Source organism: Micromonospora sp. NBRC 107095, assembly GCF_030269705.1.
GTDB lineage: Bacteria > Actinomycetota > Actinomycetes > Mycobacteriales > Micromonosporaceae > Micromonospora > Micromonospora parva.
This window is the reverse complement of the sequence record NZ_BSTU01000001.1, coordinates 2,407,830-2,430,590: the sequence shown is the minus strand read 5'-3', so window position 1 is coordinate 2,430,590 and position 22,761 is coordinate 2,407,830. Positions and strand designations below refer to the sequence as shown.

Annotated in this window: 16 protein-coding genes; 7 read left to right on the top strand and 9 right to left on the bottom strand. The window is 69.7% G+C overall.

What is annotated here, in order from left to right:
• Nucleotides 1-13: 13 nt before the first annotated feature.
• Nucleotides 14-1,108, top strand: a complete 1,095-nt coding sequence (locus tag QSK15_RS11280; protein WP_285794114.1) for a glycosyltransferase — start codon at nucleotides 14-16, stop codon at nucleotides 1,106-1,108.
• A 44-nt stretch (nucleotides 1,109-1,152) separates the two neighbouring features.
• Nucleotides 1,153-2,232: a DegT/DnrJ/EryC1/StrS family aminotransferase gene (locus QSK15_RS11275; RefSeq protein WP_285794113.1), complete on the top strand. Its 1,080-nt coding sequence runs from the start codon at nucleotides 1,153-1,155 to the stop codon at nucleotides 2,230-2,232.
• A 22-nt stretch (nucleotides 2,233-2,254) separates the two neighbouring features.
• Here QSK15_RS11275 and QSK15_RS11270 read toward each other — a convergent pair whose 3' ends face one another.
• Entirely contained in the window at nucleotides 2,255-3,460 is a 1,206-nt protein-coding gene (locus QSK15_RS11270; protein ID WP_285794112.1) for an MATE family efflux transporter, read from the bottom strand.
• 47 nt (nucleotides 3,461-3,507) lie between these two features.
• Nucleotides 3,508-4,737, bottom strand: coding sequence for a hypothetical protein (locus tag QSK15_RS11265; RefSeq protein WP_285794111.1), 1,230 nt, complete (start codon nucleotides 4,735-4,737; stop codon nucleotides 3,508-3,510).
• A gap of 1,077 nt (nucleotides 4,738-5,814) precedes the next feature.
• Between QSK15_RS11265 and QSK15_RS11255 the strand changes: the two genes are divergently transcribed.
• Together QSK15_RS11255 and QSK15_RS11250 are read left to right on the top strand one after the other, a co-directional pair.
• A complete protein-coding gene (locus QSK15_RS11255; RefSeq protein WP_285794110.1) occupies nucleotides 5,815-8,922 on the top strand; it encodes a M14 family metallopeptidase in 3,108 nt (1,035 codons plus the stop codon).
• A gap of 100 nt (nucleotides 8,923-9,022) precedes the next feature.
• Nucleotides 9,023-9,946, top strand: a complete 924-nt coding sequence (locus QSK15_RS11250; RefSeq protein WP_377620943.1) for an NAD(+)/NADH kinase — start codon at nucleotides 9,023-9,025, stop codon at nucleotides 9,944-9,946.
• A gap of 117 nt (nucleotides 9,947-10,063) precedes the next feature.
• On the opposite strand, the gene pgm is transcribed toward QSK15_RS11250, so the two are convergent.
• Nucleotides 10,064-11,707, bottom strand: a complete 1,644-nt coding sequence (gene pgm / locus QSK15_RS11245; protein ID WP_285794108.1) for a phosphoglucomutase (alpha-D-glucose-1,6-bisphosphate-dependent) — start codon at nucleotides 11,705-11,707, stop codon at nucleotides 10,064-10,066.
• A gap of 31 nt (nucleotides 11,708-11,738) precedes the next feature.
• Nucleotides 11,739-12,971, bottom strand: a complete 1,233-nt coding sequence (gene glgC, locus QSK15_RS11240) for a glucose-1-phosphate adenylyltransferase (protein WP_030335777.1) — start codon at nucleotides 12,969-12,971, stop codon at nucleotides 11,739-11,741.
• A gap of 72 nt (nucleotides 12,972-13,043) precedes the next feature.
• On the opposite strand from glgC, the gene glgA reads away from it, so the two are divergent.
• Nucleotides 13,044-14,252 carry a glycogen synthase gene (glgA, locus tag QSK15_RS11235; RefSeq protein WP_285794107.1) on the top strand — a complete coding sequence of 403 codons (1,209 nt, stop codon included), beginning with the start codon at nucleotides 13,044-13,046 and terminating at the stop codon, nucleotides 14,250-14,252.
• 3 nt (nucleotides 14,253-14,255) lie between these two features.
• Here glgA and QSK15_RS11230 read toward each other — a convergent pair whose 3' ends face one another.
• The 3 genes from QSK15_RS11230 to QSK15_RS11220 form a co-directional block, all read right to left on the bottom strand.
• Nucleotides 14,256-15,602 (bottom strand): hypothetical protein, encoded by a 1,347-nt coding sequence (locus tag QSK15_RS11230; RefSeq protein ID WP_285794106.1) that lies wholly within the window; start codon nucleotides 15,600-15,602, stop codon nucleotides 14,256-14,258.
• Entirely contained in the window at nucleotides 15,599-16,105 is a 507-nt protein-coding gene (locus QSK15_RS11225; RefSeq protein ID WP_285794105.1) for a SigE family RNA polymerase sigma factor, read from the bottom strand. Before QSK15_RS11225 ends, QSK15_RS11230 begins: the two co-directional genes overlap by 4 nt.
• A 128-nt stretch (nucleotides 16,106-16,233) precedes the next feature.
• Nucleotides 16,234-17,178 carry an inositol-3-phosphate synthase gene (locus tag QSK15_RS11220; protein ID WP_285794104.1) on the bottom strand — a complete coding sequence of 315 codons (945 nt, stop codon included), beginning with the start codon at nucleotides 17,176-17,178 and terminating at the stop codon, nucleotides 16,234-16,236.
• 185 nt (nucleotides 17,179-17,363) lie between these two features.
• On the opposite strand from QSK15_RS11220, the gene QSK15_RS11215 reads away from it, so the two are divergent.
• Together QSK15_RS11215 and glgB are read left to right on the top strand one after the other, a co-directional pair.
• Entirely contained in the window at nucleotides 17,364-19,595 is a 2,232-nt protein-coding gene (locus tag QSK15_RS11215; RefSeq protein WP_285794103.1) for an alpha-1,4-glucan--maltose-1-phosphate maltosyltransferase, read from the top strand.
• On the top strand, nucleotides 19,583-21,685 hold the full coding sequence (glgB, locus tag QSK15_RS11210; RefSeq protein ID WP_285794102.1) for a 1,4-alpha-glucan branching protein GlgB: 2,103 nt from the start codon (nucleotides 19,583-19,585) through the stop codon (nucleotides 21,683-21,685). The genes QSK15_RS11215 and glgB overlap by 13 nt, the downstream gene beginning before the upstream one ends.
• A gap of 208 nt (nucleotides 21,686-21,893) precedes the next feature.
• On the opposite strand, the gene QSK15_RS11205 is transcribed toward glgB, so the two are convergent.
• The gene (locus QSK15_RS11205; protein WP_285794101.1) at nucleotides 21,894-22,238 is read right to left on the bottom strand and encodes a hypothetical protein; all 345 of its coding nucleotides are present in this window, start codon (nucleotides 22,236-22,238) and stop codon (nucleotides 21,894-21,896) included.
• Between the two features lie 10 nt (nucleotides 22,239-22,248).
• A complete protein-coding gene (locus tag QSK15_RS11200) occupies nucleotides 22,249-22,755 on the bottom strand; it encodes a hypothetical protein (RefSeq protein ID WP_285794100.1) in 507 nt (168 codons plus the stop codon).
• Nucleotides 22,756-22,761 lie beyond the last annotated feature (6 nt).

The window sequence follows — 22,761 nt, the reverse complement described above, 5'->3', positions numbered from 1 at the left end:
CCATGACCTCGCGGTGACCGTTCGGCGGGGCACCGTGGGCAGCTGGCGCCAACTGGTTCCGGATGCCCGTCTCGCCTGGTCCGAAGCCACTCTGGCCCTGCGGACCGACAACCGGGTCGGTGACCTGCTGCGGCGGTGCGTTCCGCGACGGGTGCACTCCTCGCTGACCGTACGCCGCGCGATCAATACGATCCGGCAACGCGCTCGGGGCGCGGATCCGGATGACGCGGGCGTGACGTTGCACCCGTTCCACTGCGTACCGGCCGGGGATGGCCTCAACGTCGTGGTCGTGCACGACCTGCGGCACCTGCACCCCGAGTTCGGCTCACCAGGCTATGCTGCGGTAATCCGCGAGAACGTGGCCCGTGCAGCCGCCGTCGTGGTGTCCTGGCCGCACCCCTACCGGCAGGTTCGCGACGCCTTCCCGGAGGCAGGCGACAAGACCGTCCTGATCCCGCCACCGACCTTTCAGGCGGCCCCGGACAGGTCCCACGCCGCCCCGGAGGCCGACCTGCTGGTGTACCCGTCGTCCACAGGACCGCACAAGAACCATCGGACCCTGCTGGAAGCGATGGCCCTGCTCCCGGAGTACCGGTTGGTCTGCCCCGGTCCATTGCTCGAACCGGAGGCCAGTCGCCTACTCACGCGCATCTCGGAGCCCGACCTGCGGGGTCGGGTCCACTTCCCGGGCTACGTGTCCACCACCGAACTGCACGCGCTGTACGCCCGCGCCACCGCGATGGTCATGCCATCACTCTGGGAGGCAGCCAGTGGTCCGGCCTTCGAGGCGTTCAGCTGGGGACTGCCGCTGGTCTGCGCGGACGTCGAGCCGCTGCGGGCCCAATTGGAGTTCGTCGACGGCGAGGCTGGCATGTTCTCGCCGACCGACCCCTTATCGTTGGCTGACGCGGTGAGGCACGTGCTCGCCGACCGGGGGTACTACGCCGCCGCCTCAGTGCGCGCTGGCCGTCGGCTGGCCGGACGAACCTGGGTTGACACGGCCCGGGATTACGCGGCGGTGTTGGAGTGGGTTGCCGCTGGCCGACATGGCTCAATCCCCCGATCCGCCTTCATCGCCGACACCGCCGGCAGGGGGGGGTCAGGATGACTAACGAGTCACGCTACCCGGTGGCCAGCCCGAGCCTCTCCGGGTTGGAGGAGCGTTATCTGCTCGATGCGTTGAGAAGTGGCTGGATCTCCTCACAGGGACCGTATCTGCGCCGGTTGGAGGAGGAGTTCAGCGCCCGCTGCGACGTGACCGACACCGTCGCCACGAGCAATGGCACTGTCGCACTGCACCTGGTACTTGCGGCCGCTGGGATCGGTCCCGGCGACGAGGTGATCGTGCCGGCTCTGACCTACGTGGCCACCGCCAACGCGGTCACCTACTGCGGCGCGCGGCCGGTGCTCGTGGACGTGCGCCCCGACACCTGGTGCATCGACCCGGAACAGGTGTCGGCTGCGGTCGGCCCGCGGACCCGCGCCGTCATCGCGGTTGACCTTTATGGTCATCCCGCCGATTACCCGGTCCTGCGGAAGATCTGCTCGCGACACGGTCTACTGCTGGTCGCTGACGCGGCCGAGTCGTTCGGGGCGTACCTCAACGGTCGGCCGACCGGCTCGCTGGCTGACGTGAGCACCTTCTCCTTCTTTGGCAACAAGGTGATCACCTGCGGTGAGGGTGGCTGCATCACCACGTCGGATCGCGCCTTGGCCGACCGCATGCGGCTGCTCCGCAACCAGGGCATGGATCCGCAGCGCCGCTACTGGTTCCCAGTCATCGGCTTCAACTACCGCATGACAAATCTTGCCGCCGCGCTCCTCTGCGCCCAACTCTCTCGCGCCGATGACATCATCGCCGAGCGGGAGCAGGTCATCGGCGCGTATGAACGCGAGCTGGCGGGTTCGTCGTTACACAGCCAGCCGGTGGCTGAAGCAGTGCGACGAGCGCCATGGATGGCGTCGTTTCTGGTCGGTGCGGAGGGCGACGAGGTCGCGCGGGACCGACTTGCGCGGGAGTTGGACCGGCTCGGGGTGGAGACCAGGCCCTTCTTCGTACCGGTTTCGGCATTGCCTGCCTACGGCGGTGACAGCCGCGCTCAACCAGTGTCCACCGACCTAGGCCGGCGCGGGATTAACCTGCCGACATACGCTGACCTCACGGACACCGACCTCAAGGTGATCGTCGAGCGGGTACGAGCAGCCCTCGCCACCTCCCCGCCGGCGGGGTAAGCAGAACGGTGCCCGCCACCCCTCAGACCGGCTGCGCCACGGGCCTAACCGTTTCGACCCGGCGGAGCAGCGTCACATAGCTCCACCACCAGATCAACGCACTCGCCAGCGCCATCACCACCATCACGGTGGCAGCGCCACCGGCGCCGAATAAGAGCGCTCCCCCGAGCACGGCGGGAACCCGTGTAACTCCAAGCAGTGTGCCGAGAAGCAGCGCGCGGGGACCCGCACGCTCGACTCGATGCCCGGCGAACGCGACCGTCGCGGCCACGGTCAGCAGACTCTCCAACGCCAGCGCCGCCAGGAGCGGCTGAGCGCTCTCCCAGTTCCGCCCCAGCAGCCGTAGGCCGGCCCCGTCGGGCAGGAGCGCGACCGCGACGGCGAGCGGCGCGGTGCAGCCCGTGACGATTGCCGTCACCCGTACGGCGAGCCGAATCCGGACCGATCCCGGTGCCTCCCGCGACCGTGACAGATAAGGAATCATCAGCGCACCAGCGGTGCCGAGCAGTAGATTGACGGGTCCAAGCATGGTGCGACCAGCGCTCAATGCCCCGACCACGGCGGCCCCGGCTCCTACGGCTGTCACGGTCAGCGCAAGGTGGGCCGACCCGGTGGTGACGAGAAACTGCGCGCCGAAGCTCACCGCAAGCCTCGTCTCGTCAGGGTTCATCCGCCACGCCGGCACTACGCCGTATCCCTGATGCCACGCTGCCAGGCCGCCGAGCAGGGCGCCCGCAGCGGCCCAGATCGCGAACACCGCCGCAGGACTCACGAACCGGAACAGACCCAGCAGCACTGCCAGGACGGTCAATGTGGCCCACAGCAGTTCCTGCCCACAGGCCAGTCTCGGCCGGCCGACGCCGAGACTGACCGCCTTGGTGTAGTCGTAGAGCACGAGCCCTGGCAAGGCCACACCGGACACGAGCAGGTAGGGCGAGCCGGTGGCGACCGCCGCCGCCAAAATGGGGAGCGCGGCAACGGCACCGACCGCGATCGCCCGGCGGGAGCCCTCATTTGCCGCCGCGGTCACCGCATCTGAGGCCAGAACGGCGTCGGTCACCACCGCCCGGGTCAGGCCGGAGGCGAGGATGTACAACGAGAAGGCGATCGCGAACCACCCGACTCCGGCCACCGTCTCCTGACGGGCGATGGTCACCGAGAGCAGCAGGTTGCCGGCGCTGGAGAGGCCGCCGACGACCAGCGCGCGGGACGCCCGTCCGCTGGTCAACCGCCGGAGCAGGCGCTGGATGCCGGGCCAGGTGGGCGCCCCGAATTTCATCGCACCGGCCAGGTTGGCATCCCGCCGTGATCGAAGGTCCGCCCCTGCAGTGTGTTGCGCGCACCGCTACGCGTCCGGGTCGCTAGGAGCACAGCGAACACTGGCAACGCCGAGACCATGTACTGCAAAAATGCGATCATCGCGTCGGGGTAGGTGCTCGACCAGAGTAGCGGGCCCCCCATTGCGAAGCTCAGCACGGAGAGCCGGGCCGGTCCGGGCGCCCGTCGCCAGCGCAGCAGGATCACTGCGACCAGTGCCCAGCAAACGTGGAAGGCCACCACACCAACTGGCCCGCTGAAGAAGTAGATGTTTCCGAGGGCGAGGAAGTTGTAAGACGAGCCAGCGCCGCCGCCCAGGTACTGGTTTATGTCAGATCCAGTGGTGATTGGCGGGCGATCTGGGTCGACCAGCCGGGGCACGAGACCGTACCAAACATAGTCCTTCAGTCCGGGCTGATGCAGATCGACCGGCACGTCGATGGTGGCCACCTGAGCCAATTGAGCATCGACGCGGAGCCGCTCTATCGCCGAACTGTCCTGGGATACCGCAACCCCGCGGTCCACGCGGAGGTCATTGCGCAACGCGAACATCGTCGGCCAGGCAAGGAAGAGCACCGCAGCGGCGACCAACAGCAGGCGAACGCGGAACACACCACAAAGGGCGCCGACGCTCGCCACGAAGAAAAGGTATCCGAGCATCGGAGCCAGGATCGCGGTGAACGAGGCAACCGCGAGTTGGGCACCGACTAGGGCGAGTGTCCAGGCATATACGCCGCGGCGCCCAGTGCGGCCACCGAGGAAGCTCGCCAGCAAAAGCGCGAAGGCCAGAAACTTCCAGCCCACAACCAACGAGGTCAAGTTGGCAAGCGATGAGGGTCCCGCGCTGGTCACCTGGCTCACGATCGTGCCACGGCCGGCATACGCTCCGGTGAAATCTGCGGCGATGCTCACCGCTGCCACCAGGCGGGCGAGGAGGTAGATGTGGGGGAACCGCGAGTTGGCTCGCCACAACGCCTTTTGCCACCCGGGCGAGGGACGCGCCACCAACAGCGCCACCGTCTCCAGCGTCACCGTCCCGGCCAGGGCCATGGCGAGCACGCGCAGGATGAATCCCGTCTCGGGGTTGTCGTTCGTCACGGCCATCGGCACGATCAGCACGGCGTACGGCGCCACAATGACGGCGGTCACCGGATAGCGCCGCAGCACGTCGCTGAGGTGCTGCCGCAAGCGCGCGCCCTCAGACGCCCGGCCGACCGCGACACCGGCCCGATGGCGGCCTGACTGCGGCGTCCAAGCGGGACGGCGACCGCGTCCGCCCCGGTCATCGCTCGGGATCGTCCCCCCGGGCCTCGGAACCACCTCGCCAGCGAGGCGTGTCACGACGCCCCCTCGACATCCCACATGCATGTGCTCACCTGTACGCAACGAGGACATCACGGACAGGTCACGGATTGGGTCCTGGTGTCGCTACGTCACCCCCCAACCGTGGCCACACCATCCGATACGGCTGCGGATCCGGCACAGGTGTGATGAACTGCCCCCGTGGCCCGAGGCGGGTGCTCGGTGCACCCTTGGGCGCCTGGGGCTTCCCGGTGGAGGTCGAGCCTCCGGAGTTGCCGGAAGCGCTGGATCGGCTGAGCAACCAAGACCTAAACTCCGTGTCCCGTCGATACCGGCGGCGCGGCTTCCGCAAGCGCAGGCCGGGTCACATCCGGCAGGATGTGTCGTCCAGCGCCGCCCGTCGATCTCATCGAAAGGTGAGGCAGCCGAGCACGAACGCGAGCGAGCCACGCCCGCTGTCAGAGGTCGGTCCTGACGGAACTGGACACCGACGATTCCCGGAAGTCTTGAGGATATGCACCGGCGGAATCGGGGAAAGGTCGATCGTCCCGCGCGTAGAGGCGACTTGGACATTTCCCTGCCGAGGACCCAGCGGAACTCGAACGCGTTGCCGTCGACGACGTTAGTGGCTTCGACTTGGTGCTCGATGGAGTAGTTGACCAGTGGAAACAGGCGGTCGTCGAGGGTGACGACCGCGAGCGAGCGTCGTCGGCGACGCGACAGCCGAAGCTGTCCCTGATGACCTGGATGGGTCGCACCTGACTCACGAGACACCACGACCTGGCCGGTCGCGGCAGCGCCGCACTCTCATCGTCAAGGCACCCAGGTCGCCAATCCGACTGCACCCATCACAAGCGGCACCGACACCGACACGGTCAGCCACCTCACGCCCATCGACCGATTGACATCGATCACGCCGCACCGAAGGCTCGCGCCTACAGGTCCTTCACCCAAGGAGGCGCGATGAGACCGAGACGACTGGCGATCGCCAGCGTGGTCACCCTGCTCGGCGCACTGGCACTCACCCCACCGGCCAGCGCGCGGCCACCGTCCGACCCGGGCGCCCGCGACGGCCTGGAGGTGTACGTCGGCACCGTCGACGCGAAACAGCGGGAGCAGCTGCGCGCGGCGGGGGTCGACCTCGGCCACGACGCGAAGATGGACTCGGCCGGCCGGACGACGGTCGAGACGGTGCTCAGCCGACGGCAGGCGAAGCGGTTGACCGACAAGGGCGTACCGCTGTCGGTGAAGAAGGTTCGCGGCAAGGACGCGTCGCAGGCGCTGCGGGAGCAGGCCGCGGCCGGCTGGACGAGTTTCCGCCCCTACGGTGAGCCGGGCGGCCTGCGCGACGAGCTGAACGCCACCGCGGCCCGGTATCCGAAGCTGACCAAGGTGCAGACGATCGGTCGCAGCCAGCAGGGGCAGCCGATCGTCGCGGTGAAGGTCACCAAGAACGCGCGGACCGTCGAGGACGGCAAGCGGCCGGCGGTGCTCTATGCCGGTGCGCAGCACGCCCGCGAGTGGATCACGCCGGAGATGACCCGCCGACTCATGCACCACGTGCTGGACAGCTACGGCACGGACCCGGAGATCACCCAACTCCTGAACACGACCGAGCTGTGGTTCCTGCCGGTCGCCAACCCGGACGGCTACGACTTCACCTTCACCCCCGGCAACCGGTTGTGGCGCAAGAACCTGCGGGACAACAACGGTGACGGGCAGATCAGCTCCGGCGACGGCGTCGACCTGAACCGCAACTTCAGCTACAAGTGGGGGTACGACAACGAGGGCTCGTCGCCGGAGCCGAACAGTGAGACCTACCGGGGTCCGGGCCCGAACTCGGAGCCGGAGACGGTGGCCCTGGACCGGCTCTTCAAGCGGGTCGGGTTCGAGTTCTTCGTCAACTACCACTCGGCGGCCGAGCTGCTGCTCTACGGCGTCGGCTGGCAGGTGAGCACCCCCACCCCGGACGACGAGATCTACAAGGCGATGGCCGGGGACGACGCGCACCCGGCCGTGCCCGGCTACGACCCGGACATCTCCGCGGAGCTGTACACCACCAACGGTGACACCGACAGCCACGCCACCGTCAAGTACGGCACGCTGGGCTTCACCCCGGAGATGTCCACCTGCGAGGCCGCGTCGGCCGTCGACCCGGACGACCAGTGGCGTCCGGAGGACTGCGTCAGCGGTTTCATCTTCCCGGACGACGAGGCGCTGATCGCCGGCGAGGTGGGCAAGAACCTGCCGTTCGCGCTGGCGGTTGCCAAGTCCGCGGCGGACCCGGACGAGCCGGTGTCGGTGGTTGGTCGGAGCACCCCGGACTTCGTGGTGGACGCCTTCGACATCTCGTACGGGCGCACCCAGCAGGTCGCCTCGATCACCCGTCGGGCGCTGAAGAACGTGCGGATGCACTACATGGTCAACGGTGGGCGGCCGAAGACTGTCGCGGTCCGCGAGTGGCGCGGCGGCGAACGGTACGGCGACACGCACGACGACTACTACGCCGAGCTACGGGGCACGGTCCGCGGCGCGAAGCCGGGCGACCGGGTGGAGGTCTGGTTCACCGGGAACAAACCGCGTGCCGGGGTGGTGGCCAGCGAACACTTCACCTATCGGGTGCACAACGACATCGGCGGTGACGTGCTGGTCCTCGCCATGGAGGACGTCACCGGCCTCAGCCCGGCGCAGACCGGCAGCACCGCGAAGTACGCCGACGAGGTCGCGGCGTCGCTGAGCGCCGCCGGGCGCAGCAGCGACGTGTACGACTTCGACGTCATGGGCCGCAAGGCGCCGCATCCGCTGGGCGTGCTGTCGCACTACCAGGCGGTGGTCTGGGAGACCGGCGACGACGTGATCCTGCGCTCCCCGGGTCAGGTGGCCGGCACGGCGGCCAGGGCGACCCTGGAGACCGAGCTGGCCGTTCGGGACTACCTGAACGAGGGCGGCAAACTGCTGGTCAGTGGCCAGTACGCGTTGTTCGCGCAGGGTGCCAACGGTTCGTACGTCTATCACCCGGACGCGCCACCGGAGTGCACCGACGCCGGGGCCGCCAGTTGTCTGCCGCTGCTGAACGACTTCCAGCAGTACTGGCTGGGCGCGCACACCTACGTCAGCGACGGCGGAACCAGCCCGGCGGGGGAACCGTTCCCGGTCGCCGGGACCGACGCGGCGTTCACCGGCTTCACCGGGCAGCTGAACGCTTCGGGCTCGGCGGAGAACCAGACGCACACCGCGTCGTTCCTGACCACGTCGAGCTTCCTGCCGCCGGACGAGTTCCCGCAGTTCGCCAGTTCCGCACCGGTGGGCTGGACCCGACCGGGCGGTGCGCCGTTCGATCCGCGCACCGGTGAGTGGTACCTGTACAGCGGGCAGACCGACGAGTCGTACAAGCGGCTCACGCGCACGGTGGACCTCACCGGGGCGAGCAGCGCGGAGTTGCGCTTCTTCACCTCCTACGACATCGAGCAGGACTGGGACTTCATGTTCGTCGAGGCGCACGAGGTGGGCAGCGACGACTGGACGACCCTGCCGGACGTCAACGGCAAGACCGGCACTGTCACCGGCGACAGCTGCGCCGAAGGTTGGGTGGAGCAGTTGCACCCGTTCCTCGCGCACTACCAGGGCGCCGACTGCTCCCCCACCGGGAGCACCGGCAGCTGGAACGCGGCGACCGGGTCGTCGGGTGGCTGGAAGGAGTTCGTGGTCGACCTGTCCGGCTACGCCGGCAAGCAGGTCGAGGTGTCGATCACGTACGCCTCGGACTGGGGCACCCAGGGGCTCGGTGTCTTCCTGGACGACGCCCGGGTGCTTGTCGACGGGTCGACCGTGGCGGAGACCTCGTTCGAGTCGGCCGACCTGGGTGGCTGGACGGTGGCCGGCCCGCCGCCCGGCTCCGCGGGCAACGCCAACGACTGGTCGCGCAGCCAGCAGGCGTTCGAGGAGGGTTCGGTGGTGGTCACCGGGGACACGGTGTATCTGGGCTTCGGGTTGGAGGGTCTGCCTCCGGCGGCCCGCGATGACCTGGTCGCCCGCTCGTTGACCCACCTCACCGGTCAGCCCCGCCCCTGACGGCGGCGAGGTGTGCCGGCGGTCCGCGGGCCGCCGGCACACCTTCGGCGTACGCCGGGTGCGCCCGCCACCGATGTGATGAGCTGTACGGGTGTCGGGGCTGGGACTTGTGCTGCACCCCACCCGGGATGTCACCGAGGTGGTCGGGATCATCGAGCGGTGGGCGACGCGCAACCACAAGACGCTGATGGTGCGCGAGGAGGACCAGCACCGTGTCCCGTCCGCCGTCGAGCCGGTGCCGGCGGAAGAGGTCGCGGCCCGCGCCGACGCGTTGATCAGCATCGGCGGTGACGGCACCATGCTGGGTGCGCTGCGCTCCGCCATCCGCGACCCCAAGCCGGTGCTCGGCGTACACCTGGGTCGTCTGGGGTTTCTCGTCGAGGTCGAGCCGCCGGAGTTGCCCGAAGCGCTGGGTCGGCTGCTGTCGAAGGACTTCACCATCGAGTCGCACGCCTGCCTCGCCTGCGACGTCTGCGGTGACGACATCGTGGCGTTCAACGACATCGCGTTGGTTCGCCAGCCGGGCGCCGGCTTCGTCAGCGTCACACTCGCCATCGACGGCCAGCAGTACGGCTACTACCGCAGCGACGCCGTGGTGGTCAGCACTCCGATCGGCTCGACGGCGTACAGCTATGCCGCCGGTGGTCCACTGATCTCCCCGGCGGCGGACTCGGTGGTGATCACGCCGGCGGCGCCGATGGCCGGCATCTCCCGGGCGGTGGTGCTCTCCCCGGACGAGAAGATCCGGTTGGAGTTGCAGCCCAACTCGTCGCCGGTGGTCGTGGAGATGGACGGGTTGGTGTTCCGCGACGCGGCGACGGAGGGGACGGTGGACATCTCGTACCGCCGCGATGCCGGTCTCGTGGTCCGCTTCGACCCGTTGCGTTACCAGGAGCGCAACCAGTTGAAGATGACGCTGCTCGACCTGCCGTTCCTCCCCGAGCAACTCCGCGAACTGCTCCCCGAAGAGCTACGCCGACGCGGCCAACACCTACCCCCACCCGCCGATCCCCCACCCTGCTGAAAACCCCCACCCCCACCCCCACCCGGGTTGATCATGAAGTTGTTGCCACGACACGCCGCGCCGGGTGGCAACAACTTCATGATCAACGAGCGAGGCCACCGGAGGGCCGGGGTGGGGTCAGGTTTGGGTTAGGGCTTGGTCTACCAGGGTCTTGGCTTCTTCCTGGATCTTCTTCAGGTGGTCTTGGCCCTGGAAGGACTCGGCGTAGATCTTGTAGACATCCTCCGTACCGGAGGGCCTTGCGGCGAACCAGCCGGACTCCGTGCTCACCTTGAGGCCCCCGATCGGGGCGTTGTTGCCGGGCGCGGTGGTGAGCGTCGCGGTGATCGGCTCGCCGGCCAGCTCGGTGGCGGTGACCTGGTCCGGGGAGAGCTTGCCGAGCACGGCTTTCTGCTCCCGGGTGGCGGGGGCGTCGATCCGGGCGTACGCGGGAGCGCCGAAGCGCTCGGCCAACTCCGCCCAGTGCTCGCTCGGGCTGCGGCCGGTGGTGGCCTGGATCTCGGCGGCGAGCAGACAGAGCAGCAGGCCGTCCTTGTCGGTGGTCCAGGTCGAGCCGTCGCGGCGCAGGAAGGACGCACCGGCGCTCTCCTCACCACCGAAGCCGACAGCGCCGTCGAGCAGGCCGGGCACGAACCACTTGAAGCCGACCGGCACCTCCAGCAGCGGCCGACCCAGGTCGGCGGCCACCCGGTCGATCATCGACGAGGAGACCAACGTCTTGCCCACGGCGGCGGCCGGACCCCACTCGGTGCGGGTACGGAACAGGTGCCCGATCGCCACCGCCAGGAAGTGGTTGGGGTTCATCAGCCCGGCGTCCGGGGTGACGATGCCGTGCCGGTCGGCGTCGGCGTCGTTGCCGGTGGAAATCTGGTAGTCGGCCCGCGCGGCGATCAGCGACGCCATCGCGTTCGGCGAGGAGCAGTCCATCCGGATCTTGCCGTCGCCGTCCAGGGTCATGAACCGCCAGGTCGGGTCGACGGTCGGGTTGAGCACTGTCAGGTCCAGCCGGTGCCGCTCGGCGATCTCGCCCCAGTACGCCACGCTCGCCCCACCGAGCGGGTCCGCGCCGATGCGCACCCCGGCGTCGCGGATCGCGTCGATGTCGATCACGGCGGGCAGGTCGTCGACGTAGCTGGCGAGGAAGTCGTACTCGCCGGTGGTGTCGGCGGCCCGCGCCCGCGCGTAGGTGATCCGACGGACCTCCTTGAGCCCGGCGGCGAGGATGGCGTTGGCCCGGTCCTGGATCCACCGGGTCACGTCGGTGTCGGCCGGCCCGCCGTTGGTGGGGTTGTACTTGAAGCCGCCGTCGTCGGGCGGGTTGTGCGACGGGGTGATCACGATGCCGTCGGCGAGGCCGCTGGTCCGCCCCCGGTTGTGGGTGAGGATCGCGTGCGACAACGCCGGGGTGGGGGTGTAGCCGTCGCGGCTGTCCACCAGCACGGTGACCCCGTTGGCGGCGAGCACCTCCAGGGCGTCCACCGCGGCCGGCGCGGAGAGCGCGTGGGTGTCCCGGGCGAGGAAGAGCGGCCCGTCCAACCCCTGCTCGCGTCGGTAGTCGCAGAGCGCCTGGGTGACCGCGAGAATGTGGTCGGAGTTGAACGCGTTGCGCAGGCTGGAGCCGCGGTGCCCGGAGGTGCCGAAGGAGACCTGCTGGGCCGGGTCCGCAGGGTCCGGATGCTCGGCGTAGTAGGCGGTCACCAGGCGCGGCACGTCGACCAGGTCGGCGGGCTCGGCGGGCTGGCCGGCACGGGGGTGGGTCACTGCGGGATCCTCCTCGGGAAGTACGGGACGCTCACGGCACGACCTTCTGGCCCTTGCCGATCACCACGATGCCGTTGTCGGAGACGGTGTAGCGCTGCCGGTCCTTCTCCAGGTCGACGCCGATCTCGACGCCCTCCGGGACGAACACGTTCTTGTCCAGGATGGCCCGCCGGATCACCGCGTGCCGGCCGATCTCCACACCCTCCATCAGCACCGAGCCCTCGACGTGCGCCCAGGAGTGCACCCGCACCTTCGGCGAGACGATCGAGTTCTCCACCAGCGAGCCGGAGATCACCACACCCGGGGAGACCATCGAGCCGACCGCCCGGCCGACCCGCTCACCCCACTGGTGGACGAACTTCGCCGGCGGCCACGGCGGCTGCTCGGTGTAGATCGGCCAGTCGAAGTTGTACATGTTGAAGACGGGGTGCACGTTGATCAGATCCATGTGCGCGTCGTAGAACGAGTCGAGCGTTCCCACGTCCCGCCAGTAGCCGCGGTCGCGGTCGGTGCTGCCCGGCACCTCGTTGTCGCGGAAGTCGTAGACGTTGGCCTCGCCGCGCTCGACGAGCATCGGGATGATGCTGCCGCCCATGTCGTGCTTGCTGGTCTTGTCTTCGGCGTCGCGCTCGACCGCCTCGCACAGCGCCCGGGTGGTGAAGACGTAGTTGCCCATCGAGGCGTAGATCTCGTCCGGCGCGTCGGGCAGGCCGACCGCGTCCGTGGGCTTCTCACGGAAGGCGCGGATCCGCTTGCCGTCCTCGCCGACCTCGATGACACCGAACTGGTCGGCCATCGACAGCGGCTGGCGGATGCCGGCGACGGTCACCGCCGCGCCGGAGGCGATGTGGTCCTCCACCATCTGCCGCGGGTCCATCCGGTAGATGTGGTCGGCACCGAAGACGATCACGTAGTCGGGCTGCTCGTCGTTGATGAGGTTGAAGCTCTGGTAGATGGCGTCGGCTGAGCCGGCGAACCACCACGGGCCGCGACGTTGTTGTGCGGGCACCGGGGTGACGTAGTTGCCGAGCAGCGTGGACATCCGCCAGGTCTTGGTGATGTGCCGGTCGAGGGAGTGGGACTTGTACTGGGTCAGCACGACGATCTTGAGATAGCCGGCGTTGGCCAGGTTGGAGAGGACGAAGTCGACCATGCGGTACATCCCGCCGAACGGGACGGCCGGCTTGGCCCGGTCCGTGGTGAGTGGCATCAGGCGCTTGCCCTCCCCACCCGCCAGGACGATCGCGAGCACCTTGGCAGCCATGCCCCGACGCTATCCACCCTCGCCGCACTTCACCACTCGTACGGGGAGTCTTCTGCACTAGGGTGCGGGGTCATGACGGAACCCACCCCGCCGCGCGTCGACCTGCTCACCCGCGAGTACCCACCGGAGGTCTACGGCGGCGCGGGCGTGCACGTCGAGTACCTGGCCCGGGAGTTGCGCCGCCTCGCCGACGTGCGGGTGCACTGCTTCGGCCTGCCGCGCACCGAACCGGGCGTCACCGCGTACCCCGAACCACCCGGCCTGACCGGCGCGAACGCCGCGCTGCGCACGATGGGCGTGGACCTGGAGATGGCCGCCGGCACCGCGGGCACCGACGTGGTGCACAGCCACACCTGGTACGCGAACCTGGCCGGTCACACCGCGAAGCTGCTGCACGGGGTGCCGCACGTGGTGACCGCGCACAGCCTGGAGCCGCTGCGGCCGTGGAAGGCCGAGCAACTCGGCGGCGGTTACGCGCTCTCCTCGTGGATCGAGCGCACGGCGTACGAGGCGGCCGACGCGATCATCGCGGTCAGCGGCGGGATGCGCACCGACGTGCTCACCGCGTACCCGCAGATCGACCCCGACCGGGTCCGGGTGGTCTACAACGGCATCGACACCGTCCAGTACGCCCCGGACGCCGGCACCGACGTGCTCGACCGGCTCGGCATCGACCCGTCCCGGCCGAGCGTGGTCTACGTGGGAAGAATCACTCGGCAGAAGGGCCTGCCGTACCTGCTGCGCGCCGCCCGGGAGTTGCCGGCGGACACCCAACTGGTGCTGCTGGCCGGCGCGCCGGACACCGCCGAGATCGCCGTCGAGGTCGAGGAGCTGGTGGCCGAGCTGCGGGCCAACCGTTCCGGGGTGGTCTGGGTGGCCGAGATGCTGCCCAAGCCCGAGGTGATCCAGGTGCTCACCCACGCCACCGTCTTCGCCTGCCCGTCGGTGTACGAGCCGATGGGCATCGTCAACCTGGAGGCGATGGCCTGCGAGACGGCGGTGGTGGCGACCGCCACCGGCGGCATCCCCGAGGTCGTGGCCGACGGTGAGACCGGGCTGCTGGTGCCCATCGAGCAGGCCACTGACGGCTCCGGCACGCCCCTGGCCCCGGACCGCTTCGTGGCCGACCTGGCAGCGGCGATCAACACGCTGCTGGCGGACCCGGCACGTACCGAACGGTTCGGCCTGGCCGGTCGGCGGCGCGCGGTGGAGCACTTCTCCTGGGATGCCATCGCCGGGCAGACCCTGGAGGTGTACCGCTCGGTCGGGGCGATGGGCTAGCGCTCAGCGACCCGTCCGACGCCACAGCAGGTACCCGGCACCCAGGACGGCGACGGCGAACACGACGTTCACCGGCGTCGGCCAGGGGCCGCGCCGTGGACGGCCGGCGCCGCGGACGGTCAGCTCGGGCAGCAGGCCGGCAGCCAGGTGCAGGTCGAAGACCTCGCAGTTCTGCATGCCCAACTCGCAGGTACTGCCGGTGTCGAAGCGGGACAGCGTCCGTCGGGTACCGGTGCCGAGTTGCACCTCGGCCAGGGCCAGGTGACCCGCGGAGTCACTTGTCGCGACGACCATCGTGTCCGCCGAGCGCCAGCCGAGCAACCGCACGACGTCCTGGACCGCCGCCGGTGGTGTGAAGGCGTCCGCGACGGGCAGGAAGTCGACGTCGCCGACCTTCCACAGGAAGGTGCCGTGGCGGCCGGTGTCTCCGCCGGTGGTGCCGTTGAACGGTCCATCCAAGATCCACTGCTCGGTGGCGAGGAACCGGCCGTCCGGCGACCAGCCGACCTCGGCCGCCAGTTCACGTCCAGCCGGGATCCGGACCTTGCCGTACTCGCGCCCGTCCAGGTCGATGAGGTGGGCCGTCTGGCCGACCTGCACGGCGAGGCGGCGGCTGTCCGGCGCGAACGCCGCCGTCCACGCCGGTTTGATCGTCGGCACCTCGGTGCGGCGTCCGGTCGACAGGTCGAGCAGCCAGAGCGTGCCGGTGCGGGCCACCTCGGCTTCGACGACGTTGACGCTGCCGAACTCGCCGGAGTTGGTGAGCGGCGCCGCGCTGTACGCGACGTGACCGCCGTCGGGGGACCACGCCAGCAGCCGCACGCCGACCGCTTCGCCGAGCGGGACGGATCGGCGCCTCCCGGTGGTCAGGTCCTCGAGGATCAGGTCGTCGGTCGCACCGCGGTCGTCGCCGAGCAGCACGTGAGTGCCGTCCGGGGCGAGGAGCGCCGAGGGTCGGTTCCGCTGCTCACTGGCGTCGACCCGCCGATAGGTGTTTCCGTCGGCCCCGACGACCAGTGACTGGAACATGCTGAACGTCTCGCCGTTGCCGTAGCCGTAGAGGGCGATCGCGCGGCCGGGCGGAGCCTTCGCGACGGTGCTGGTGAGTAGTGAGTACCCGGCGAGACGGTCCGGCAGGCTCGGCCTCGTCGACGGGGCCGCCGGCTGGACGGAGCCCTGCACACCGGGCACGATCAGGACGGCCAGGACCAGCACGGCGACCACCCACACCGAGGCGACGCCGAGCCGGCGGCGCCGAACCGAGCGGCGGGCCCGGGTGAGCACGCCGTCCAGGTAACCGGGCGGCAACGGCGGCGGATCGTCCGGCAGGGTGGCGAACTGTTCTCTCACGGCGTGTCCGACCTCTCCGGCTCGTAGTTCGGCAGAAGGCGGCGCAACGCCGCGATAGCGTACGAGGTCTGGCTCTTGACGGTGCCGGTCGAGCAGCCCAGCGCCACCGCGGTCTGCGCGACGTCGAGGTCCTCCCAGTAGCGCAGGACCAGCACCGCGCGCTGTCCACGGGACAGTTTCGTGAGCGCGGCCAGCAGGTCGATGCGGTGTTCGGCGCCAGCGAGCGGCGGCGTCGCGGGCTCGATCACGTCGGCCACCGGCCGAACCCGGCGTGTCCAGGACCGCTCCCGCTCGGCCAGGTAGGTGTGGACCAGCATCACCCGGACGTAGCCGTCCACGGAGTCCGCCTCCGATGCCCTACGCCAGTGCCGGTACAGCGCGACGAGGCACTCCTGTACCAGGTCGTCGGCGGCCGACCACTGCCCGCACAGCCGGTACGCCAGTCGTCGCAGCCACGGCATGCGTGCCTGCACGTACTCGACGTACTCTCGTTCATTGCGCAATCCGGCCTCCCGAAACACTAGGAGTGGTCCCGGACCCGTTTTGGTTGTGGCGGGTCGCGCGCGAACTCGCGTCGTGACCGCATCGCGGCCGATCCGGTCGGGCTGAGCCGCGTGCTGTGGAACTCGCCTCAGATCGCCGTGCCGGGCGGGGACTTGAGCAGCGAAGCCGCCTCGGCACGATAGCCACCCTGCCCGGTGCGCAGGGCGCTGGCCGCCAGCCGAATCAGATCGATGTTGACCCCGGCGGCACCGCTCGGATCGTGCACCGTCAGTTTCACGTCGAGGCTCACGGCCGTCCCGCCCCATCCCTGCGCCTCAAGGTTGAGGTGCGCCACCTTCTGCGATTTCAGCTGTGACAGGTAGCCGAGTGGAGCCACCTGCACCTTGTCGGCAGCCGGGAGCGCGTTGAGCTTGGACTGCTTCTTGGTGTTGGGGTTCTCGACCAGGTTGCGGAAGTCCTCGGTGCCGCCCAGGTTGACCTGGTAGGAGCTGACCAGGGTGAGGCCCCGATCCGCCAGGAGCCGCAGCAGCGCGTTGTGCAGCACCGAGGTGCCGAACTGGCTGGCCAGGTCGTCGCCGATCAGCGGCAGCCCGGCCGCCTCGAACCTGCCCAGCAGCCGGGGATCGCGGGCGACCGGGTCGGAGGTGGTGTTGATGAAGGCGACGCCCGCCCGGTGGGCGGCCTCGGCGTACGCCAGGGCGGTCGCTGGCCGGCCACTGGGTGCCGAGTAGAGCAGCACCTCCGCCCCGACCAGCGCCGCCGCCACCCGCGGCACCTCGCTCGCGTCGACGAGGCCCTTCGTGACCGGCACACCAGCGCTGGGCAGGTCGCAGTCCAGTCGGGGGAAGTTGTTGGGCGGCAGGAAGATCGCCTCGGTGAGGTCCCGACCGACCTTCTCCTCGGAGGTGGCGAAGGCCGCCACGACGTCGATGTCCCCCACCCCGAGCCCGTCGATCACCGGTCGACGGATTCCGACCAGGCTGCCGCTGTCGCGGTAGAGAGCAAGGCCCTGCACCAGTGCCGAGGTGTTGTTACCGACGCCCACAACGGCGACCTTCACCCGTTCGATCATGGACGGGAGGCTACGTCAGCCTTGATCGTTGGCGGCTGAGCGGTACGACACGCCGAGCGCGGTGCTGCTGAAGCGCCACCGATCGTCGGCCGCTCGGATGCCGCCACGACCTCGCGTACGCCCGCGTCAGACGGACAGGCGTGCGTGGCCGCGCGCGAACGGATCTCGCGCAGTAGGTTGGCGGGGTGACTGGACGGTTCCCGATCGAAGACGTCTCCCCCGTCGTCTCCTGCGGGCGGTACCCGGCAAAGGCGGTGGTCGACGAACCGGTCCCGGTGTCGGCGCGCGCCTACCGGGAGGGGCATGACGCGCTGGGCTGCAACGTGGTGTGGGCCGGTCCGGACGGCGAGCAGCGGCCGTTCACCCGGATGCGCCCCGGCGAGCCCGGTCAGGACCGCTGGCACGCCACCATCACGCCGGACGCGCTCGGCGAATGGTCGTTCACTGTCGAGGCGTTTCAGGACCCGTACCTGACCTGGCAGAACGCGGTGACCAAGAAGGTCGCCGCCGGGCAGGGGCCGGAGGACCTGGCCAACGACCTGGCCGAGGGCGCTCGGGTGCTCGCCGCCGCCCGCAGCCTCGTTCCGGCCGCCGACCGGCCCCGGGTCGCCGACGCTCTCACCGCCCTCGCGGAGACCGACCTGCCGCTGGCGCAGCGGGTCGGGCCGGCGCTGGCCCTGGCCGACCTGCTCTGGGAACACCCGGTGCGGGAACTGGTCACCGTCGGTGACACGTACTCGATCTGGGTTGACCGCAAGCGGGCGCTCTACTCGGCCTGGTACGAGTTCTTCCCCCGCTCGGAAGGGGCGGTGGGTGGCCGGTCCGGCACCTTCGCGACCGCCACCGAACGGCTGCCGGGTGTCGCCGCGATGGGCTTCGACGTGCTCTACCTGCCGCCGATCCACCCGATCGGCCGCATCAACCGCAAGGGCCGCAACAACGCGCTCACCGCCGGGCCGACCGACGTGGGCTCACCGTGGGCGATCGGCGCCGCCGAGGGCGGCCACGACACGATCCACCCCGATCTGGGTACGCCGGCGGACTTCCGGGCCTTCGTCCAGGCGGCTGCGGCGCAGGGCCTGGAGGTGGCGATGGACCTGGCGTTGCAGTGCGCGCCGGACCACCCCTGGGTCACCGAGCACCCGGAGTGGTTCACCACCCGGGCCGACGGCAGCATCGCGTACGCGGAGAACCCGCCGAAGAAGTACCAGGACATCTACCCGGTCAATTTCGACAACGACCCCGAGGGCATCCGGGCCGAGGTGCTGCGGGTGGTGCTGCACTGGGTGGGCGAGGGCATCCGGATCTTCCGGGTGGACAACCCGCACACCAAGCCGTTCGACTTCTGGCACTGGCTGATCGCCGAGGTGAAGAAGGTCGCCCCGGACGTGCTGTTCCTGGCCGAGGCGTTCACCCGGCCGGCGATCATGCACGGGCTCGGCAAGATCGGCTTCACCCAGTCGTACACCTATTTCACCTGGCGCACGACGGCCGCCGAGATGCGGGAGTACTGCGAGGAGCTGATCGAGGCGGCCGACTACATGCGGCCGAACTTCTGGCCGAACACCCCGGACATCCTGCACGAGTCGTTGCAGCACGGCGGCCCGCCGATGTTCAAGATCCGGGCTGTGCTGGCCGCGCTGCTCTCCCCCTCCTGGGGCCTCTACGCCGGTTACGAGCTGTTCGAGCACGTGGCCCGCCCGGGCGCCGAGGAATACCTGGACAACGAGAAGTACGAGCTGCGCCCCCGGGACTGGGCCGCCGCCGAGGCGCAGGGTCGCTCGCTGGCGCCGTTCCTCGCCACCCTCAACCGGGTTCGCCGGAACAACCCGGCCCTGCACCAGCTGCGCAACCTGCGGTTCCACGAGATCGACAACCCGGCGCTGCTGTGCTGGTCGAAACACGACCCGCAGACCGGCAACACGGTCATCGTGATCTGCTCGTTCGACCCGCGCGAGGTGCAGTGGGGCAACACCACCCTCGACATGCCGGCGCTCGGCTTCGACTGGCACGAACGCTTCACGGTGCACGACGAGCTGACCGGCACCAGCTACGACTGGGGTCAACGCAACGCGGTACGCCTCGACCCGTACCTGCAACCCGCGCACGTGCTGACGGTGCGTCGCCCGACCCCGCCCGCCGCGCCGCAGCTGGCGGGCGCCGAACCGGCCGACCTCACCGTCGCCGACGTGCCGGACGACCTGTCCGGCGGCACCGCCCCGGTGGCCCCCGCCACCGCGCCGCCGGCCCCCGCCACCGCGCCGTCGCCCCCCGCCACCGCGCCGGGGACCCCGGCCAGCGTGGCGGCGACGCCGGCCACGGTGGCGTCCCGGGCGGCGGCCCGTGCGGCTGCCGCCCGCCCGTCCCGCTCCGCGCCGACCGCTCCCGCCTCGAAGGACGACCGATGGACCAGCTGATCTCCGGCGCGACGCACGACCCGCACGCGTTGCTCGGCGCGCACCCCGCCGACTCCTCGACGACGATCCGCACCATGCGCCGGGGAGCCGGCGACGTCGCGCTGCTCGTCGGCGACGAGCGGCACCCCATGAAGCGGGTGCACGACCTGGGCGTCTTCGAGGCGCAGGTCGACGGCGTCGTGCTCGACTACCGGGTGGAGGTCGACGGCACCGCCCACGACGACCCGTACCGCTACCCGCCGACCCTCGGCGACCTGGACCTGCACCTGATCCGCGAGGGCCGGCACGAGCGGCTGTGGGAGGCGCTCGGCGCCCGGGTGTTCGACGAGGGCGTGGCGTTCAGCGTCTGGGCGCCCAACGCCCAGGGTGTGCGGGTGGTCGGCGACTTCACCGGCTGGGGCGCCGACGACGGCTGGCCGATGCGCTCGCTCGGCTCCAGCGGGGTGTGGGAACTGTTCGTCCCCAACGCCCGCGTCGGCGCCCGCTACAAGTACCGGGTGCTCGGCGCCGACGGGCAGTGGCGGGACAAGGCCGACCCCCTCGCCGCGTACGCCGAGGTGCCACCGGCCACTGCCTCGGTGGTGCACCACTCGACGTACCGGTGGAACGACGCGGACTGGTTGGCCCGACGGGCCGAACGGCAGGCACACCAGGAACCGATGAGCGTCTACGAGGTGCACCTCGGCTCGTGGCGGCCCGGGCTGGGCTACCGCGAGCTGGCCGAGCAGCTCACGGCGTACGTCACCGAGCTGGGCTTCACGCACGTGGAGTTCCTGCCGGTGATGGAGCACCCGTTCGGCGGATCCTGGGGCTACCAGGTCACCGGCTACTACGCGCCGACCTCCCGGTTCGGCGACCCGGACGACTTCCGCTACCTGGTGGACCGGCTGCACGCCGCCGGCATCGGCGTCCTGCTGGACTGGGTGCCCGCGCACTTCCCCAAGGACGAGTGGGCTCTCGCCCGGTTCGACGGCACCCCGCTCTACGAGCATCCCGACCCGCGCCGGGGCGAGCACCCCGACTGGGGCACGTACGTCTTCGACTTCGGCCGCAACGAGGTCCGCAACTTCCTGGTCGCCAACGCGCTCTACTGGTGCGACCAGTTCCACGTCGACGGGCTGCGGGTCGACGCGGTCGCCTCGATGCTCTACCTGGACTACTCCCGCAACCACGGCGAGTGGGCCCCCAACCAGTACGGCGGCCGGGAGAACCTGGAGGCCATCGCGTTCCTCCAGGAGGTCAACGCCACCGTCTACAAGCACCACGCCGGCGTGGTCATGATCGCCGAGGAGTCCACCGCCTGGCCGGGGGTCACCCGACCCACCGCCGAGGGCGGGCTGGGCTTCGGCTTCAAGTGGAACATGGGCTGGATGCACGACACCCTGCTCTACACCTCGAAGGACCCGATCTACCGCCAGCACCACCACCACCAGCTCACCTTCTCCCTGGCGTACGCCTGGAGCGAGAACTACGTGCTGCCGATCAGCCACGACGAGGTGGTGCACGGCAAGGGCTCGCTGGCCGGCAAGATGCCCGGCGACACCTGGCAGCGGCTGGCGAACGTGCGGGCGCTGCTGGCGTACATGTGGGCGCACCCTGGCAAGCAACTGCTCTTCATGGGCTCCGAGCTGGCCGACGACCGGGAGTGGAGCGAGGAACGCGGCCTCGACTGGTACCTGCTGCACGACCCGGCCCGCGCCGGCGTGCAACGCCTCGTCGGCGACCTCAACCGGGTCTACCGGGACACCCCGGCGCTCTGGGCGCAGGACACCGAACCGGCCGGGTTCCGCTGGATCGCCGGTGACGACGTCGCCAACAACACCGTGTCGTTCATCCGGATCGCCCCGGACGGCTCGACGCTGGTCTGCGTGGCGAACTTCTCCGCCCAGCCGCTGCACGACTACCGGATCGGGTTGCCGGCCGGCGGGACGTGGCAGGAGGTGCTCAACACCGACGCGCACCACTACGGCGGGTCCGGGGTGGGCAACCTGGGGGCGGTACGGGCCGAAGACGTGCCGTGGCACGGGATGGTCGCCTCGGCGGCCCTGCAGGTGCCGCCGCTGGGCGTGGTCTGGCTCCGTCAGGGCTGACCCGTGCCGCCGACACCGGCCGAACCTCCGCTGCTCGATCACGCGCTCTCCCTGGTGGAGAGAGACGTACAGGCACTCCTCGGCGATGCCGTAGGGCTACGGCTGGTCACCAGCGGGGTGAGGTCTTCGTGGCGTTACGTGATGGCCGCTACGGAAGGCCTACCGCACTCGGTGGCCTCCGTGGGCTCGCTGTGGCTGGGGCCTCAGGTCACTTCCGGCGGCCGTACGGATTCAACGGCAGGGTCACCAGGTCAACCAGAAGCATGCGGCTGAAGCGAATCTGCCGCTGCACCGTTCCTCTCCCGAGGGGCTGGGCCGAGAAGTGTGCCGCCTGGATCGCGCCGGTCACGAGCACCAGGCACACGGAACCACAGAAAACCGCGACGAGCGGAACGACGACGACCACCGAAGCCAGGTGACCGATGAGGTGGTTGGCGCGCAGGACCTGGGTCAACGCGGCAAGGGCAGCAGCCGCGAACGCCAGTCGCCAGGACAACACGTGCAGTTGGTAGGACCTGCGGTCCCTGATCTCCGCCACTAGCGCGAAGGACATCTACCTCTCCTCAGAGGACGCGGACCGACGATGGTATGAGCAACGCGAAGACCGACCAGCCGCCCACCAGGAACAGGAGGTGCCGCCTCCAGGCGACTACGCTCACCGGGTCCTCGTCCCCGGCTGTCCGGGCGACGATCTTCCCATAGCTTTCGATCTTCCTGACCGCTCGGCGGGCACCTGGATATCCCACCAACCGGCCTACGACGGAGGGCTGGAACGCGTGGCAGTGCACATCCTCGGCGTCTCGCACCCGCATGACGAGACCATGCTCTGCGTCCACCTGCTGCACCCGGCTCCACGGGATCACGGTCGACAGTCCCGGGTTGACCACAATGAGGGCGGCCGGGGTCACCTTCACGTAGGAGAACATGGTGGCGAGCGTGGTGAGGTGACAAAGGCCGACGAAGAACGCGGCGACCAGCATCAACTGACCCCAACCGTTTGCCGGGTTCCTGCTGAACATCACCATCATGAAGCCGTACACGGCCCACAGCGTCAAGCCGCCGAACCACACGCCCCA

Bases quoted from the DNA above. Each gene is read 5' to 3' on its own strand.
- QSK15_RS11255 (WP_285794110.1), top strand. From the start codon at position 5,815: ATGAGACCGAGACGACTGGCGATCGCCAGCGTGGTCACCCTGCTCGGC.
- glgC (WP_030335777.1), bottom strand. From the start codon at position 12,971: ATGGCTGCCAAGGTGCTCGCGATCGTCCTGGCGGGTGGGGAGGGCAAG.
- glgA (WP_285794107.1), top strand. From the start codon at position 13,044: ATGACGGAACCCACCCCGCCGCGCGTCGACCTGCTCACCCGCGAGTAC.
- QSK15_RS11220 (WP_285794104.1), bottom strand. From the start codon at position 17,178: ATGATCGAACGGGTGAAGGTCGCCGTTGTGGGCGTCGGTAACAACACC.
- glgB (WP_285794102.1), top strand. From the start codon at position 19,583: ATGGACCAGCTGATCTCCGGCGCGACGCACGACCCGCACGCGTTGCTC.
- QSK15_RS11205 (WP_285794101.1), bottom strand. From the start codon at position 22,238: ATGTCCTTCGCGCTAGTGGCGGAGATCAGGGACCGCAGGTCCTACCAA.